The 15,868-nt window shown below is 48.8% G+C and carries 10 protein-coding genes and 5 pseudogenes; 14 read left to right on the top strand and 1 reads right to left on the bottom strand.

Annotated elements, in window-relative coordinates:
* Positions 1-28: 28 nt before the first annotated feature.
* The 14 genes and pseudogenes from JCM17471_RS01175 to JCM17471_RS01110 all read left to right on the top strand — a co-directional run bounded on the left by JCM17471_RS01175 (position 29) and on the right by JCM17471_RS01110 (position 14,746).
* Positions 29-2,165 (top strand): annotated as a pseudogene (locus JCM17471_RS01175) (penicillin-binding protein).
* 16 nt (positions 2,166-2,181) lie between these two features.
* Positions 2,182-3,146 (top strand): annotated as a pseudogene (gene mraY / locus JCM17471_RS01170) (phospho-N-acetylmuramoyl-pentapeptide-transferase).
* Positions 3,147-3,174: 28 nt separating this feature from the next.
* Positions 3,175-4,545: a UDP-N-acetylmuramoyl-L-alanine--D-glutamate ligase gene (gene murD / locus JCM17471_RS01165; protein ID WP_054776513.1), complete on the top strand. Its 1,371-nt coding sequence runs from the start codon at positions 3,175-3,177 to the stop codon at positions 4,543-4,545.
* Positions 4,546-5,622 (top strand): annotated as a pseudogene (gene murG, locus JCM17471_RS01160) (undecaprenyldiphospho-muramoylpentapeptide beta-N-acetylglucosaminyltransferase).
* A 14-nt stretch (positions 5,623-5,636) separates the two neighbouring features.
* Positions 5,637-6,206: a cell division protein FtsQ/DivIB gene (locus JCM17471_RS01155; RefSeq protein ID WP_054776512.1), complete on the top strand. Its 570-nt coding sequence runs from the start codon at positions 5,637-5,639 to the stop codon at positions 6,204-6,206.
* An 8-nt stretch (positions 6,207-6,214) separates the two neighbouring features.
* On the top strand, positions 6,215-6,457 hold the full coding sequence (locus tag JCM17471_RS14755; protein WP_054776511.1) for a cell division protein FtsQ/DivIB: 243 nt from the start codon (positions 6,215-6,217) through the stop codon (positions 6,455-6,457).
* Positions 6,458-6,589: 132 nt separating this feature from the next.
* Positions 6,590-7,750: pseudogene (gene ftsA, locus JCM17471_RS01145) on the top strand (cell division protein FtsA); the annotation flags it as partial.
* Between the two features lie 149 nt (positions 7,751-7,899).
* On the top strand, positions 7,900-9,108 hold the full coding sequence (gene ftsZ / locus JCM17471_RS01140; protein ID WP_054776510.1) for a cell division protein FtsZ: 1,209 nt from the start codon (positions 7,900-7,902) through the stop codon (positions 9,106-9,108).
* Positions 9,109-9,126: 18 nt separating this feature from the next.
* Positions 9,127-9,576, top strand: coding sequence for a cell division protein SepF (locus JCM17471_RS01135; RefSeq protein WP_054776509.1), 450 nt, complete (start codon positions 9,127-9,129; stop codon positions 9,574-9,576).
* A 14-nt stretch (positions 9,577-9,590) separates the two neighbouring features.
* Entirely contained in the window at positions 9,591-9,881 is a 291-nt protein-coding gene (locus JCM17471_RS01130) for a YggT family protein (RefSeq protein WP_054776508.1), read from the top strand.
* Between the two features lie 11 nt (positions 9,882-9,892).
* Positions 9,893-10,671: pseudogene (locus tag JCM17471_RS01125) on the top strand (YlmH family RNA-binding protein).
* 94 nt (positions 10,672-10,765) lie between these two features.
* Positions 10,766-11,497: a DivIVA domain-containing protein gene (locus JCM17471_RS01120; RefSeq protein ID WP_054776507.1), complete on the top strand. Its 732-nt coding sequence runs from the start codon at positions 10,766-10,768 to the stop codon at positions 11,495-11,497.
* Between the two features lie 238 nt (positions 11,498-11,735).
* The gene (gene ileS / locus JCM17471_RS01115; protein WP_054776506.1) at positions 11,736-14,525 is read left to right on the top strand and encodes an isoleucine--tRNA ligase; all 2,790 of its coding nucleotides are present in this window, start codon (positions 11,736-11,738) and stop codon (positions 14,523-14,525) included.
* Between the two features lie 8 nt (positions 14,526-14,533).
* Entirely contained in the window at positions 14,534-14,746 is a 213-nt protein-coding gene (locus JCM17471_RS01110) for a cold-shock protein (RefSeq protein ID WP_054776505.1), read from the top strand.
* A 137-nt stretch (positions 14,747-14,883) separates the two neighbouring features.
* Here the strand turns inward: JCM17471_RS01110 and JCM17471_RS01105 are convergent, their stop codons facing one another.
* Positions 14,884-15,780, bottom strand: coding sequence for a phosphate ABC transporter substrate-binding protein PstS family protein (locus JCM17471_RS01105; RefSeq protein ID WP_054776504.1), 897 nt, complete (start codon positions 15,778-15,780; stop codon positions 14,884-14,886).
* Between the last annotated feature and the right edge of the window lie 88 nt (positions 15,781-15,868).

Below are 15,868 nucleotides of genomic sequence, written 5' to 3'. Positions count from 1 at the left end.
TTGATGGCAATATAAAGCGAGTGAGTAAATGAAAAATAAGTCATCCAAACCACGTCAACCACGACACAACCGAAAAAACTTCGGCATTTTTATTTTTCTCGTGGTGGCCGTGGTTTTTTTAATTTTTAGTGGCCGTTTTATCTATATCGCCGTTGCCGGGCATGTCGATTCGGCAAACCTCCAAAAGGAACGGACCAATCAGTACCAAACCGACTCTGTGCTGAGAGCTAAGCGCGGCACCATTTACGATCGTAACGGAAATGTGGTGGCCGAGAGCTCGAACACCTATACCATCTACGCGATTCTCGACAAAAGCAGATGATTGGTGATGAACCCAATCACGTGGTTGATAAGGCCAAGACGGCGCGGGTGTTGAGCCGCTACTTAGCCCTCAGCCAAAGTGCCATCAAGGCCTATCTCAATCCGAAGAAAAAATCGACGTTCCAGGTGGAATTCGGGCCATCCGGTCAGCGACTAACGCTAGCCATGAAGCAACAAATTGACAAGCAAAAGCTACCTGGTATCAAGTTTATTGAGAATCCGGCCCGGTTGTATCCAAACGGGACTTTCGCGTCGCACGTGGTCGGTTTGACGAAGTCGAGTGGGTCTGGCAGTGACGCACAGTTGACAGGGATTCTCGGGATTGAGAAACTGTTCAACAAGACGTTGAAGGGCACAAATGGCCATCAACAACTGCAGACCGATCGTTATGGCTACACATTGCCTAATTCACAAAAATCGTTAAGAAACCTGTCGATGGGGGCAGTGTGTACACCACGATTGATAGTGGCTTACAGACTTACCTTGAAACACTGATGGATTCAGTGAACAGTACCTATCAACCGACCGGCCTGAATGCGGTCTTGATGGATGCTAAGACCGGTGCGATTTTGGCTGCCAGTCAACGGCCCACATTTGATTCCAATACCGGTATCGGATTGGATAACATGTGGCGTGATTCGCTCGTTGAAGATGCCTATGAACCAGGTTCGGTCATGAAAATTGTGACCCTGGCGTCGGCAATTGACTCTGGCAACTATCATCCCAATGAGTATTATCAATCGGGATCGGTCCAAGTCAGTGGCACCACCATTCGCGACTGGCAAACCAGTGGCTGGGGGTCCATTCCATTGCTGCAGGCCTTTCCGCGTTCCAGTAACGTCGGGATGGTGAAGTTGGAGCAGACGATGGGTGCCGCCACGTGGCAGAAATACTTGAAGCGATTCAAATTCGCCCAGAAGACGGGCATCCAACTGCCGAATGAGGCGACGGGAAGTTATTCGTTTAGTAAACCATTGGATCAGGCCATTACGAGTTTTGGTCAAGGCATCAACGTCAATATGGTGCAAATGTTGCAGGCCATTTCCGCAATTGCCAACAAAGGAACCATGATTGAACCACGCATCATCCAAAAGGTTATCGACCAGTCCGGCAAGACGACAACTTATGGCAAAAAAGAGGTTGGTAAGCCTATTTCGGCTTCGACCGCTAAACAAGTCATTGAGGCCATGCGCGATGTCGTGACTGCCGAATACGGGACCGGGCAAGCGTACAAGATGCCGGGTGTCGATCTGGCTGTTAAGACCGGGACTGCGCAGATTGCTGGTCCGAATGGGGGTTATCTCACGGGTAGCAACAACTACTTGTTCAGTGTGGCCGGCATGGCACCAGCAAGTAATCCGCGCTACATTTTGTATGTGACAATGAAGCAACCACAGAAGATGACCAAAGCGGCTGAATCAATCATGGCTGAAATCTTCAAGCCAATGATGCAGCGCGCCTTGGCCCTATCGACCAGCAATAGTGATTCATCCACGGATCAACGGACTGTGCCTAATCTTCTGAATCAGTCTCTGACGGATGCCACAAGCAAGTTGGGGAGCACATTCACACCGGTAACCATCGGGACCGGCAGTACCGTCGTCCAGCAATTGCCAGAAGCAAAATCCACGGCGTTACCAAAGTCGCGGGTCTTGCTGCTGACCAATGGTGCGATGACGATGCCAGATATCACTGGGTGGGCAAAGAGTGACGTCTTGAAGCTCGCTCAGATTACCGGCAAAGACTTTAAACTGGTTGGCGAAGGTTTTGCCACCCAGCAGAGTCTTGCCAAGAATCAAGTATTAGATAATCAAACAGTAACAATTAAATTTGAACCCAAATAGGAGTTGAAGGTTTAGGATGGAAAATGCACAGATGCTGATCCCAGTTGTGGCAGCTTTTGCAATTACAATTATTTTATTACCACTGTTTATCGGGTACATGCGCTTCAAAAAAGAAGGGCAAGTAATTCGTGAGGAAGGGCCAAAATGGCACGAGAAAAAGTCAGGGACACCGACAATGGGTGGCGTGATCTTTATCTTAGCGATTATTGTCTCCACGATTGGGGTCGGGATGTGGCAACACGCTCTGACCTTGAGCCTTTGGGTGAGCCTGTTCATTCTTTTACTTTACGGACTGTTGGGCTTTGTCGATGATTTCGTCAAGGTGGCTAATCACCGTAATTTAGGGTTACGCGCATGGCAGAAACTGTTGGGCCAACTCGTTGGTGCCGGCATTTTCTTATGGGCGTTCTTCCATGAAGGGTTTGAAGCGAGTCTCTATATCCCATTTTTGGTGATGTTGCCATCACCTGGCTCTATGCATTGTTTGCCATTGTGTGGTTGGTCGGTTTCAGTAATGCCGTTAATCTGACAGATGGTCTGGATGGCTTAGTGGCCGGCTTGACCTTGATTGCGACAGGGACTTACGCCATTATCGCGGCACACGATGGTCGGACCGATGTGTTGATTGTCTGCTTGACTACAATGGGGGCGATGATTGGGTTCTTGATGTTCAACCACAAGCCAGCCAAGATTTTTATGGGTGATGTGGGGAGCCTGGCATTGGGCGGTATGCTTGCTGTGATTGCCTTATTGCTGCATCGCGAATGGTCACTGCTGTTAATCGGGATTGTCTTTGTCTGCGAAACAGCCAGCGTCATGTTACAGGTCGCCTCATTCAAGCTCACTGGTCACCGAATCTTCAAGATGTCACCCATTCACCATCACTTTGAAATGTTAGGTTGGTCAGAGTGGAAGGTCGACATCGTCTTTTGGGCGACGGGCCTTGTTGCGAGTCTCATCTACTTACTGTTGTTTCTATAATTAATTAATTTAAGAAAGAAGTCAGGTCATGAAAGCAATCACGGATTATCAGAACAAAAAGGTGTTAGTGTTAGGTTTAGCCAAAAGTGGGGTCAACGCCGCTAAGTTGCTTAAGCGACTGGGCGCATTGGTCACGGTCAATGACAAGCGCGAATTTGATGACAATCAAAATGCAAAAGTGCTACTCGAAGAGGGCATCCGCGTCATCACAGGGAGCCATCCGGTGGAACTGTTAGATGAGAATTTTGAATTGATGGTCAAAAATCCCGGGATTCCTTATAGCAATCCCATGGTCAAGCGTGCCCAGGAATTGGGATTACCAATCATTACTGAACCTGAACTCGCCTATGAGGTTTCTGAAGCACCTTGGATTGCCGTGACCGGTAGTAATGGTAAAACAACGACAACCACGCTGATCGGGCAGATGCTCAATGAAGCGCGGACAACCGGCCATGCGTATGACGCTGGCAATATCGGTATTCCAGCATCACAAGTCGCCGAAAAAGCGACAGCGGATGACCAAATTGTGGCTGAATTATCCAGTTTTCAGTTGCTTGGCATTACCCAACTTCATCCAGAAATTGCGGTATTAACCAACATCTATGAGGCTCACTTGGATTATCACGGTGATCGGGCTCACTATGTGGCCGCTAAGATGCGGATCACGATGAACCAAACGCCTGATGATTACTTTGTGATGAACTGGGATCTGCCAGAAATGCACGAATTGGCCAAGCAGAGCAAGGCGCAAATCGTGCCGTTCTCGCGCCAGCATGTCGCTGGGGCACGTGCTTATCAGGAAGGCGAATGGTTGTACTTTGATTCAGAGCGCATCATTAAAGCCAGTGAATTACAGATTCCAGGCGATCACAATATCGAGAATGCGTTAGCCGCCATTGCTGTTGCGCGCCTCAAAGGGGTAGCAGGCAGTGCGATTGCTGCTGTCTTGCGTCGCTTCACCGGGGTCAAGCACCGGATTCAGTACGTGACCGCGTTTAATGGTCGCAAGTTCTACAATGACAGTAAGGCGACCAACGTTGAAGCGAGTTCTGTGGCGTTGACTGCCTTTGATGCACCGATTGTGTTGATTGCAGGGGGGCTCGATCGTGGGTTATCCATGGCGGACCTCACACCACTGGTGAAACAACATGTCGCTTCAATGGTGGTTTACGGGGAAACCGCACCACTGTTGCAGCAAGTGGCACAGGATGCGGGTGTACCCGTGGAACGTGTTGAACAATTACCAGAAGCTGTACGGGTGGCTTACGAGCAGAGTCAGCCCGGTCAGGTGATTCTCTTATCACCCGCTGCAGCGAGCTGGGATCAATTCAAAAACTTTGAACTGCGCGGTGACCAATTTATTGAGACTGTTGCTGCGTTGGAAGCGGAGGAAAAATAAATGCGAATCGTGGTTTCTGGCGGTGGGACTGGTGGTCACATCTATCCAGCCCTCGCACTGATTGAACAATTGAAGGCCAGAAATCTGGCGGACGAGGTGCTCTATGTCGGGACTTCGCGCGGCTTGGAGAGCAAAATTGTGCCACAAGCCGGCATTCCGTTTAAAAACGCTCGAGTTACAGGGCTTCAAACGCAAACTTACCCTTGAAAACTTCAAAACCATCAGACTCTTTCTGAAGAGTGTGCGTGAAGCAAAAACCATGTTGAGAAACTTCAAACCAGACGTCGTGCTGGGTACCGGCGGCTATGTTTCGGGTGCGATTGTGTATGCGGCCGCAAAACTGCATATCCCAACGGTCATCCATGAACAGAATTCTGTTGCCGGCGTGACCAACCGCTTCTTGAGTCGCTATGTCGATAAAATTGTGATTGCTTTTCCTGAAGTGGCCAGCGCATTTCCACAACAAAAGGTCGTGCTTGCTGGCAATCCGCGGGCGCAACAAGTCGCTAATCTGGTGCCCAATGATCGACTGGCGGAATTTGGTTTGGATCCTAAAAACGGACGTATTGATTTTGGTGGCTCACGTGGGGCACCAAAAATGAATCAGGCCGCTGTATCAGCTTTTCCAGCGTTTGAAGGCCAAGATTTTCAGGTCTTATTTGTCACCGGCCGGATTCATTATCAACAGCTAGCTGATCAGGTGACAGTGCCAGCAAATGTGAAGATGGTGCCATATGTCGATGACATGCCCGCTATTTTGCCGGACATCAATCTGATTATTGGCCGCGCGGGCGCCACATCAATTGCGGAAATCACCGCCCTGGGGATTCCCGCTGTGTTGATTCCGAGTCCCAATGTGACCGGTAATCATCAGTTGATCAATGCACAGAGTTTGGTGCGAGGCGGTGCAGCAGAGTTAATTGAAGAAACAAAATCGATGCTAGCTTTGGCCAGCGGATTGTGACGCTAATGAACTCGGAGCAAAAACTCAATGCGATGTCCGCAGCAGCAAAAGAACTCGGCACACCCGATGCCGCTGATCAATTGATTCAGGTTCTAGAATCAGTGATGAAGTAATGAGGTGAAGACGATTGGCTTGGTTCAAGCGACAGGAAAAACCGGTTAAACAGACGCCCTGGGAACAATATCAGGCGCAAACAAAGGCGCAGAGCAAGCGGCCCAAGGTCAAGGCAAATTTACCAAACCTGACCGCTCTGCGAAGAAATCAGCTGCGACGTAATCTGTGGCTTGTTGTGACGCCAATCGTGCTTTTGTTGGCCTTCTTTGGCTATATGGTGTCTCCCTTGGCCAAAGTCGATTTGGTCACCGTCACAGGGACGGAGATTACGCCGGACCAGACGATTATCGATGCCAGTCACTTGGCCAAATCCGACTTGATTCTGGGGTTACTCATGAATCCTGGGAAGGTCACGACGCGCATCGAGAAGTTGCCAGAAATTAAGGCGGCAAAGCTTCAGGTCTCGGATTGGCATAATGTCACGCTTCATGTGACGGAATATACGCCAGTGGGGTATGTCGTACGGCACAATCAATATCATTTGGTGCTGGAAACGGGCTATATCGAAGCCAAAGGCCAGACCAACCCGAACAGCAACTATCCCATTTTTACTGGCTTCACCAAAAAGAGTTGCCAAAGATAATCAAAATAGTGGCCAAGTTTCCCAAGGCGATTCGCCAAGATATCGCCGAAATTAAAGCCACCCGTGGTGATGCCAATCCTTACCAGATCACACTGAATATGGGGGACGGCAATAAGATCATCGCCGACTCGCGAACCATTGCCAAAAAGATTCAATACTATCCAAGCATTGTCGCGCAGGTGAAGACCACCGGCACGGTTGACTTGGAAGTGGGGGCCTTTTTTCTCACCGGCAAAGAAGTAAGTGAGTAAAAATAGTAAAAATCTCATCAAATCCGCCGTAAAAGGCGGGATAAGCTACCGCACTTAAATCATGGTGTGTTAAAATGAAACCAGTGTCATTGCATAAACTAAATTGCAGAAAACAAAGGAGGTTCCGGATTCGTGGCAAATCAAGGAATATATGTTGGACTTGATATCGGGACCACCTCAATAAAAGTCATTGTTGCCGAATATGTGCAAGGTCAAATGAATGTTATTGGTGTGGGCAGTCAACGATCTGAAGGCCTGAGTCGCGGTGTGATCGTTGATATCGATAAAGCAGCAGCGTCCATTCGCGCCGCTGTTAAGCAAGCTGAAGAAAAAGCAAGTATTCAAATTGACCAGGTAATCGCAGGCGTACCGGCGAATCAATTACAGATTGAATCTGTATCCGGTATGATTGCGGTTGGTGATCAGAGTAAAGAAATCGTTGATAAGGATGTGGCGAGCGTTGCGAGTGCGGCTTTAGTGCGCAACCTGCCACCAGAGCGTGAGGTTTTATCACTTCAGGCCACTGAGTTTATTGTCGACGGCTTTGATGGCATCAAGGACCCACGCGGCATGATTGGCGTGCGGCTTGAACTCCACGGCATTTTATTCACAGCACCTAAAACCGTGTTACATAACACAAAAAAGCAATTGAAAAAGCAGGGCTAACGCTCACTGAGCTTGTGGTTAATCCATTAGCAACGGGACTGTTTGCGCTGAATGATAGCGAGCAAGACTTTGGAACCGTGGTGATTGATCTCGGCGGTGGCCAAAGTACCGCAGCCGTGATTCACGATCATAAGCTGAAGTTTGCGGATGTGGATCAAGAGGGCGGCGATTTTGTCACTAAAGACATCTCAGTCGTTCTGAACACATCGTTTGATGACGCGGAGAAACTGAAGCGTGACTATGGTAATGCCGATTCATTGGCAGCCAGTGAGGATGAAACATTCCCCGTGACGGTCGTTGGTAAAACAGAACCCGCGATGATTTCTGAGCAATACCTGGCAGAAATCATCGAGGCGCGGCTCACTCAAATCTTCTCGCGGTTGGAGAAGTCCTTGTCTGCTGCTAAAGCGTTGAGCTTACCGGGTGGCATTGTCATCACCGGGGGCACAACAGCCTTACCAGGCGTTGTTGAACTTGCACAAGATATCTTCAAACAGCCAGTTAAACGTTTTTGTGCCAAGCGAAATGGGGATTCGTCATCCTAGCTTCACCCAAGCGTTGGCACTGGTCCATTACGCCTTGCGCGTCTCAGAAGTGGATCGCATTGTGATGCAGGCTGTTCCAACTGGAATTGTGCCACCAAAGTGACTGCTGAACGGGTTGAAACACCACAAGAAACACCGCAAAAACAAAGAAGCACCAGCAGAAAAAAAGCCCGCTGGCTGGCGTCGTTTTTGGGAACATTTTTCGAATAATTATTTCTAGGAGGAACACACATGGAATTCTCACTTGATGCACAAAATGACGCCGGAGCCGTAATTAAAGTTATCGGTGTCGGTGGCGCTGGTGGTAACGCGGTGAATCGGATGATTGCCGAAGACGTCAAGGGCGTTGAATTTATTGTTGCCAACACAGATGTCCAAGCGTTGTCCCACTCAAACGCTGAAACGAAGATTCAATTGGGTGAAAAGTTAACCCGTGGCTTAGGTGCCGGCGCAACACCAGGCATCGGTCAAAAAGCCGCTGAAGAGAGTGAAGAAGTGATTGCCGAAGCACTGGAAGGTGCTGACATGATCTTTGTTACCGCTGGGATGGGCGGCGGTACCGGGACCGGTGCTGCTCCCGTTGTCGCTAAGATTGCCAAAGACATTGGCGCATTAACTGTCGGCGTTGTGACTCGTCCATTCACGTTCGAAGGCCCAAAGCGGGGCAAGAATGCGATTGATGGGATTGCACAACTCAAGGAACACGTGGACACATTGGTGATCATTGCCAATAACCGCTTGCTCGAAATCGTTGACAAGAAGACCCCAATGATGGAAGCCTTCCATGCAGCTGACAACGTGTTGCGTCAAGGGGTCCAAGGGATTTCTGACTTAATCACAAGCCCTGGTTTTGTCAACTTGGACTTCGCTGATGTGAAGACCGTGATGGCAAATCAAGGTTCCGCCTTGATGGGGATTGGTTCTGCCACTGGCGAAAACCGGACCATTGAAGCGACCAAGAAGGCCATCTCATCACCATTGCTGGAAGTATCCATCGATGGCGCCAAGCAAGTCTTGCTCAATATTACTGGGGGTCCTGATCTATCCCTGTATGAAGTGCAAGATGCGTCCGAAATCGTCGCACAAGCTGCCACCAACGACGTCAACATCATTTTCGGGACTTCTATCAACGAAGACCTCGGTGATGAAGTCGTTGTGACTGTGATCGCTACTGGGATTGAAACCGACGCGCCAACCACTGGGCGTCGGCCAGCTGCCACCAGCGAGACCAAGTCAGAACCTGCACCAGAAACCAAACGCCAAGATCCATTAGGTGATTGGGATTTGCGTCGTGAACCAGAAACCCGCAGCACACCACGGGACAGTTCAATCGACAAGGCACAAAAGCCTGACTTTGATATTTTTGAACGTAAGCCAGAAACAGAAGACACACCCAATGATGACGATCAGCCACCATTCTTTAAGCGGCGTCGTCAATAGACGGGGGGGAATGCACTTATGGCATTTGAAAAACTGGGAACAACCTTTAATCGTTTCTTTGGGATGGATGATGGTGACGATGAACCTGAATACACCGCTGAAGAAACTGAAGCACAATCCGTGTCGCAACCGGCTGTGAACAATTTTCAACGCAATAAGGTCGTCGCGATGAAACCCACCGCGGAACAACAATCTAAGATTATTGTTTATGAGCCACGGATTTATTCTGATGTGAATGAAATCGGCCGTCACTTGTTGGCCAATCACGCCGTTGTGGTCAATTTTGATCGCATTGGCACTGAAGAGGCGCGCCGGATTGTCGATTTCTTGACTGGGGCAGCGTTTGCCATCGATGGTGAAATCAAACGCGTTGGCGACGCGATTTTCTTAGTCACGCCAGCTAATTTTCAAATTGACGGTAATCTGAGTAATGTGCTCGACACCAAGCAATTTGATTCAACGAATTAGGAAGGATCGGTGCCATGATTCAGCTATTACTCGCGCTTCACAGTGCGCTTGATTTACTGATTTATCTGTATATGATTGTGGTCATGGTTTCAGTGCTGATGACCTGGTTCCCTGGGGCATCGACGTCACGCTTTGGGCTGTTATTGGGCCGCTTGGTTGATCCTTTTCTCAGGATTTTCCAGCGCTTTATTCCGCCTCTGGCCGGCATCGATTTCTCACCGGTCATTGCCTTTTTGGCACTGTCAGGACTGCGATGGCTTTTGAACTATCTGTTTGCTTTCTTGTTAAATCTCGTGATTAGATAAGGACAATGATGATGGATTCCGTATATCAGCATTATCGCAAAGATGAAATTCCGTTTATCGATCATTTCAGCGAACTGATCGAACAGGCGGGAAATGAATATCGGCCCGTACTGACCGAATTTCTAGATCCTCGCCAAGTGTTCATCGCCAAGCAATTGGTGGGCACACACAGTGAGGTCACAACATTTACCGATGGCGGTTATTCCGATGCGGAACGCTCTCGGTTAATTGTTGCGCCTAGCTATTTTGAACCTAAACAAGCTGACTTTGAGCTCTCGCTGATTGCGATTCATTACCCGGAGAAATTCGCGGCATTGACGCACAGCACGATTTTGGGCACGCTGGCCAACAGTGGCGTTCGTCGTGATGTTTTTGGTGATATCATCACGGATGGCGGTCACTGGCAGTTCTACGTCAGCACGAGCATGGTGAGTTGGGTGCTTGAAAATATTACCAAGATTGGCCGGGTGGGGGTCCGGTTGGAAGAAGTGCCACTTGATGCGCATGTCTTGCCGATTTCGGAATGGGAAACGAGTGAAACGACGGTGAGCTCATTGCGGCTCGATACCGTTGTCGCACATGTCTACAATATTTCGCGGCAGCGCGCTAAGACCCTGATTCAGGGTGAGAAGGTACGTTTGAACTTCCAGGTCAACAGTCAACCGGACACCATGTTGGCTGAACAGGACACGGTTTCAGTGCGCGGCTTTGGTCGCATCTTGCTGACCCAAGTCCTGGGAACGACCAAAAAGATAAGCTTCGCATTAGTGTAAATGTGTTAACAAGCTGAGAACGAGTGTGCTGCCGATCGACGAGTGCTCAAATAAATTGAAACAAAAGCGCGAACAGAACTTTCTGTTCGCGTGCAATGAGGAGGAACTGGGATGGCGTTGAGTCCACTAGACATTCACAACAAAGAGTTTAATACCCGTATGCGGGGTTATGATCAAGATCAAGTTAATGATTTTCTTGACCAAATCATCAAGGATTACACAGCGACGCTCAACGAAAATGAGCAGCTGAAGAAAGAATTGGCTGATAGTCAAGAAAAGGTGAAGTACTTCACTGATTTGAAGGATGCCTTGAATCAATCGATTATTGTTGCGCAGGAAGCTGCTGACCGAGTGAAGGGTAACGCGCAAAAAGAAGCCGATATCATTCAACAACAAGCTGAAACCAATGCGCAGGATATGCTGACGGATGCCACAGAGAAATCAAACCGGATTTTGAGCGATGCATCTGAAAAAGCCAAGGCAATCACGATTCAAACAGAAGATCTGAAGCGCCAAACCCGGATTTTCCGGCAACGGCTGCAGGTCATGATGGAATCACAACTTGAAGTGGTGAAGAGTCCTGAGTGGAAGCAATTGCTCGCTTCCTCTGATGATGAAGTCGAAATTATCGATACGACTGCCTCTGAAGCACTTGACAATCAGCCTACTGATCCGATAGACTCAGAGCCAGAACCAATTCAGGTCGTTGACTCTGAATCGGAGGCTGCTGCACCAGAACCTGTTGATGCAACGACGGGGGATACCTACACGGAAATTGTTTTCCCTGAAGATAACCCACAGTCAGAAGTTAACAGCCAGGCACCAGAATCTGAATCAAATTAATTGCAAACACACGATCTTATCAGTACGGTATGCAGCGACCCGGGGTGGGTGAAAGCCCGGGAACACGACTGGTTCGACCATCAGTTTGAAAAATTGCGGTGAAATCAGTAGTCGCAATCGGGTAATTTCCGTTAACGAATTCTGAGGGGGGAGCAATCCTCTAAACTTAGGTGGTACCACGAAAAAACTTCGTCCTAATCAGGGGCGAAGTTTTTGTGATCAAGAAAGGATGGCATTCATGAAGATCAAAGAAACATTGAACTTGGGTAAGACCCCGTTTGCAATGCGCGCGGGTTTACCCAATAAGGAAGCCGGCTGGCAAGCGGCATGGGAAGAAAACCATGTCTACCAACAACGGCAACAATTAAACGAAGGCAAACCAACCTTCATTCTGCACGATGGCCCACCATTTGCGAACGGTAATATTCACATGGGTCACGCTTTGAACAAGATTAGTAAGGATATCATTGTTCGCTACAAGGCGATGAGCGGTTACCGCGCCCCTTACGTTCCCGGATGGGATACTCACGGCCTGCCCATCGAACAGCAATTGGCTAAGAAGGGCATCAAGCGCAAGGAAATGTCCATGGCTGAATATCGTGAACTCTGTCGCCAATTTGCGATGAAGGAAATCGAAAAGCAACGGACTGACTTCAAGCGCTTAGGGGTCTCCGGTGATTGGGATCACCCATACATCACCTTACAACCAGAATTCGAAGCCGCTGAAATTCGTGTCTTCGGCGAAATGGCCAAGAAGGGCTACATCTATCATGGCTTGAAGCCCGTTTACTGGTCACCATCTTCAGAATCAACTTTGGCTGAAGCTGAAATCGAATATCACGACATCAAGTCACCATCGATCTTTGTGTCATTCCCTGTTGTTGATGGTAAGGGCTTGTTGGACAGTGATACGAGTTTCATTATCTGGACCACAACGCCTTGGACCATTCCTGCTAACCAAGGGATCGCGGTAAACCCACGTTTTGACTACGTGCAGGTTGCAGTTGATGGCAAGAAGTATGTTGTTGCGGCAGAAATGCTGCCAAGTGTTGCTGAAACCTTGGGCTGGGATAATCCCGAAATCCTCAAGACATTCAAGGGGAGCGAGCTCGAAAACATGACAGCGCAACACCCTCTGTATGACCGGACAAGTTTGGTTATTCTGGGCGATCACGTGACGCTCGATGCCGGGACTGGTCTGGTTCACACCGCACCAGGACATGGGGAAGATGACTACAAGGCTGGTTTAGCTTATCACTTGCCAGTGGTGTCTGTTGTCGATGAAAAAGGGGTTATGAACGAAGAAGCACCTGGTTTCACCGGTGTCTTCTACGACAAGGCTAATCCAATGGTGACGGATGCGCTCGAAAAGAACGGTCGGTTACTCAAGCTCGACTTCTTCACCCATAGTTACCCACATGACTGGCGGACCAAGAAGCCGGTTATCTTCCGGGCAACCACGCAATGGTTCGCATCAGTTGATGCCTTCCGCGACCAAATCTTGGCTCAAATTGACGGTGTTGATTTTGAACCTAGCTGGGGTAAAACCCGTCTTTACAACATGATTCGTGACCGCGGTGACTGGGTCATCTCACGTCAACGGGCTTGGGGTGTGCCATTACCAATCTTCTATGCGGAAAATGGCGAACCAATTCTCGAACCTGAAACGATTGAACATGTGGCTGACTTGTTCGGCAAATATGGTAGTAATATCTGGTTTGAACGCGAAGCTAAGGATCTGTTACCGGAAGGCTATACGCATCCTGGTAGTCCTAATGGTGAATTCACAAAGGAAACCGACATCATGGATGTGTGGTTTGACTCTGGTTCATCCCACCAAGCCGTCCTCGCTGCTCGGCCTGAATTATCATTCCCAGCAGATCTTTATCTGGAAGGGTCTGATCAATATCGTGGCTGGTTCAACAGTAGCCTGATCACAAGTGTAGCGGTCACTGGTAAGGCACCATACAGGCAGGTGCTCTCACAAGGGTTCACCTTGGATGATAAGGGCCGCAAGATGAGTAAGTCACTGGGGAATACCATTGTGCCAGATACCATCGAGAAGCAATACGGGGCTGAAATTATTCGTTTGTGGGTCTCCACGGTCGATGCCTCATCTGATGTGAAGGTTTCAATGGATAACTTTGCACAGGCTTCAGAAGCTTACCGGAAGATCCGGAACACGATGCGGTTCATGCTGGCTAACACCAGTGATTTTGATCCAGAAACAGACCGTGTCGCTTATGGTGACCTGGGTTCCGTTGATCGTTACCTGGAAGTACGCTTGAATCAAGTGATTGAAGCGAGTCGTCAGGCATATGATGTGTATGATTTTGCCACAGTTGAAAAACTGATCAGCAACTTCTTGGTCAATGATCTTTCCGCGTTCTACTTGGACTTTGCCAAGGATGTGGTCTACATCGAAGGGCAAAACGATATCAAGCGTCGGCGGATGCAAACTGTCATGGCTGACATCCTGGTGGCCTTAACCAAGTTATTGACACCAATCTTGCCACACACCATGGAAGAAATCTGGCCATTATTAGGTCAATCAGAGAGCTATGCCTTCTTGTCAGAAATGCCTGAAGTCACTCATTTTGATGATGAAAGTGAACTGATCGACTTGTGGTCTGCATTCTTAGACTTCCGGACCGAAGTTCAAAAGGCGCTTGAAATGGCTCGTGATCAAAAGGTAATCGGTAAGTCACTGGAAGCGGCTGTGACTGTCTATGCCAGCGAACCATTGCGTGATCTACTCAATGCGATCGATGCCAATGTCATGCAATTGCTGATCGTGTCACACTTTGAAGTGGCTGCGGCTTCAGCAGATGCACCAAGTGATGCGGTTGCCTTTGACGATGCCAAAATTGCTGTGGCGCATGCAGAAGGTGAAGTCTGTGACCGTTGCCGGATGACCCGGACCGATGTTGGTAGTGACGCGCACTTCCCAACACTCTGTGGTCGTTGTGCGGCAATCGTGACCAAGAACTTCCCAGAAGTCGTTGAAACCGGCTTTGAAACAAAGTAGGTGATAGGATGGACGGACGCGTAAAAGTATTCGATCAAGAAAAAGGTTTTGGTTTTATCGAAGTACCGAACGAACCTGATATTTTCGTGCACTTCTCAGCGATTCTGGGCAGCGGCTTCAAGCAATTGAATGTCGGCCAAGAGGTCTCATTTGATGTCGTTGAAGGGCCACGTGGGCCACAAGCGGCCAATGTTGTGGTCAAAGACGATTCTGCTGAATAAAACCGGCTGTGACAAAAGACACTTTGAGAAGGATGATTAATCGGACTTCTCAGCCTTTTGGATCGTGAGTCATCTTTATTGTTCGAAAATATAAAAAGAGTTGCGACGCCATCGCTGTCGCAACTCTTTTTTTGTGTTTATTTGTTAATTTCTTCGATTTTGCCGTCAAAGGTCCGACTCACTGTCATATCGGTCACGGGGATGTAGCCGATGCGTTTAACGAGTCCCTGTTGGACGGATTTCTTCTGAATATAGTTGATAAACTTAGCAGTGTTCATGTCGGGCTTACCATTGGTGTACATGTGCTCATAGGCCCAGATCTTCCACTTGTTAGTGGTGACGTTGCTTGCGGTTGGTGCGACGTCATCCAGTTTGAGGGCGGTCACACCTTCTTTGATGTATGAGAAGGCGAGGTAGCTGATGGCCCCAGGAGTGGATTTCACCATGCTGTAAACCGTGCCGCTGGAATCTTGTTCTTGTGCGGTTTTGACCTTCGTGGTTTTGAGACCGATGTTTTCAAAGGTTGCTCGTGTCCCGGATCCTTGCGCGCGGTTAATCAAGACAATGCTCTGATCCTTGCCACCGACTTCCTTCCAGTTGGTGACCTTACCGGTGAAGATATCAACGAGTTGCTTGGACGAGAGGTTGGTGACGCCAACGCCTGGGTGCACGATAGGGGCGATACCAACAACGGCGACCTGGTGATCGACCAATTTCTTGGCATCAATGCCGTCTTTTTCTTGAGCAAAAATATCTGAGTTACCAATTGTCACGGAACCACTCGCGACTTGGGAGAGGCCGGCGCCTGAACCGCCACCTTGGACTGTAATGTCAGCTTCGGGGGTCTTTGATTGATAATCCTTAGCGGCTTGTTCAACCAAGGGCTGCAATGCGGTTGACCCGACGGCCAAGATCTTGGTAGATGAGGCACTTGAGCTGCTTTGACTCGAGTTTGCCTTTTGACTCGATGCTTGACCGCACCCAGTGAGTAAGAGAATGATTGTTGCTGCTGAGACAAGAATTGACCGTTTCATTTTGTTTCCTCCTGCGTTTTAGTATGTCTTTACTATACCTAGACTGTGTAAAGATTCGCAGGGGGTTCCTGTAAAGCTATTGTGATAA

Origin of the sequence: Lacticaseibacillus saniviri JCM 17471 = DSM 24301 (assembly GCF_001311785.1) — a bacterium.
In the GTDB taxonomy this organism is placed as follows: domain Bacteria; phylum Bacillota; class Bacilli; order Lactobacillales; family Lactobacillaceae; genus Lacticaseibacillus; species Lacticaseibacillus saniviri.
Note: the sequence above shows the minus strand (reverse complement) of the source record. Positions and strands in the feature narration are given on the sequence as shown.

What these genes read in the sequence shown, in the direction of transcription:
- murD (WP_054776513.1), top strand. Translation starts at nt 3,175, where the DNA reads ATGAAAGCAATCACGGATTATCAGAACAAAAAGGTGTTAGTGTTAGGT.
- ftsZ (WP_054776510.1), top strand. Translation starts at nt 7,900, where the DNA reads ATGGAATTCTCACTTGATGCACAAAATGACGCCGGAGCCGTAATTAAA.
- JCM17471_RS01135 (WP_054776509.1), top strand. Translation starts at nt 9,127, where the DNA reads ATGGCATTTGAAAAACTGGGAACAACCTTTAATCGTTTCTTTGGGATG.
- JCM17471_RS01130 (WP_054776508.1), top strand. Translation starts at nt 9,591, where the DNA reads ATGATTCAGCTATTACTCGCGCTTCACAGTGCGCTTGATTTACTGATT.
- JCM17471_RS01120 (WP_054776507.1), top strand. Translation starts at nt 10,766, where the DNA reads ATGGCGTTGAGTCCACTAGACATTCACAACAAAGAGTTTAATACCCGT.
- ileS (WP_054776506.1), top strand. Translation starts at nt 11,736, where the DNA reads ATGAAGATCAAAGAAACATTGAACTTGGGTAAGACCCCGTTTGCAATG.
- JCM17471_RS01110 (WP_054776505.1), top strand. Translation starts at nt 14,534, where the DNA reads ATGGACGGACGCGTAAAAGTATTCGATCAAGAAAAAGGTTTTGGTTTT.
- JCM17471_RS01105 (WP_054776504.1), bottom strand. Translation starts at nt 15,780, where the DNA reads ATGAAACGGTCAATTCTTGTCTCAGCAGCAACAATCATTCTCTTACTC.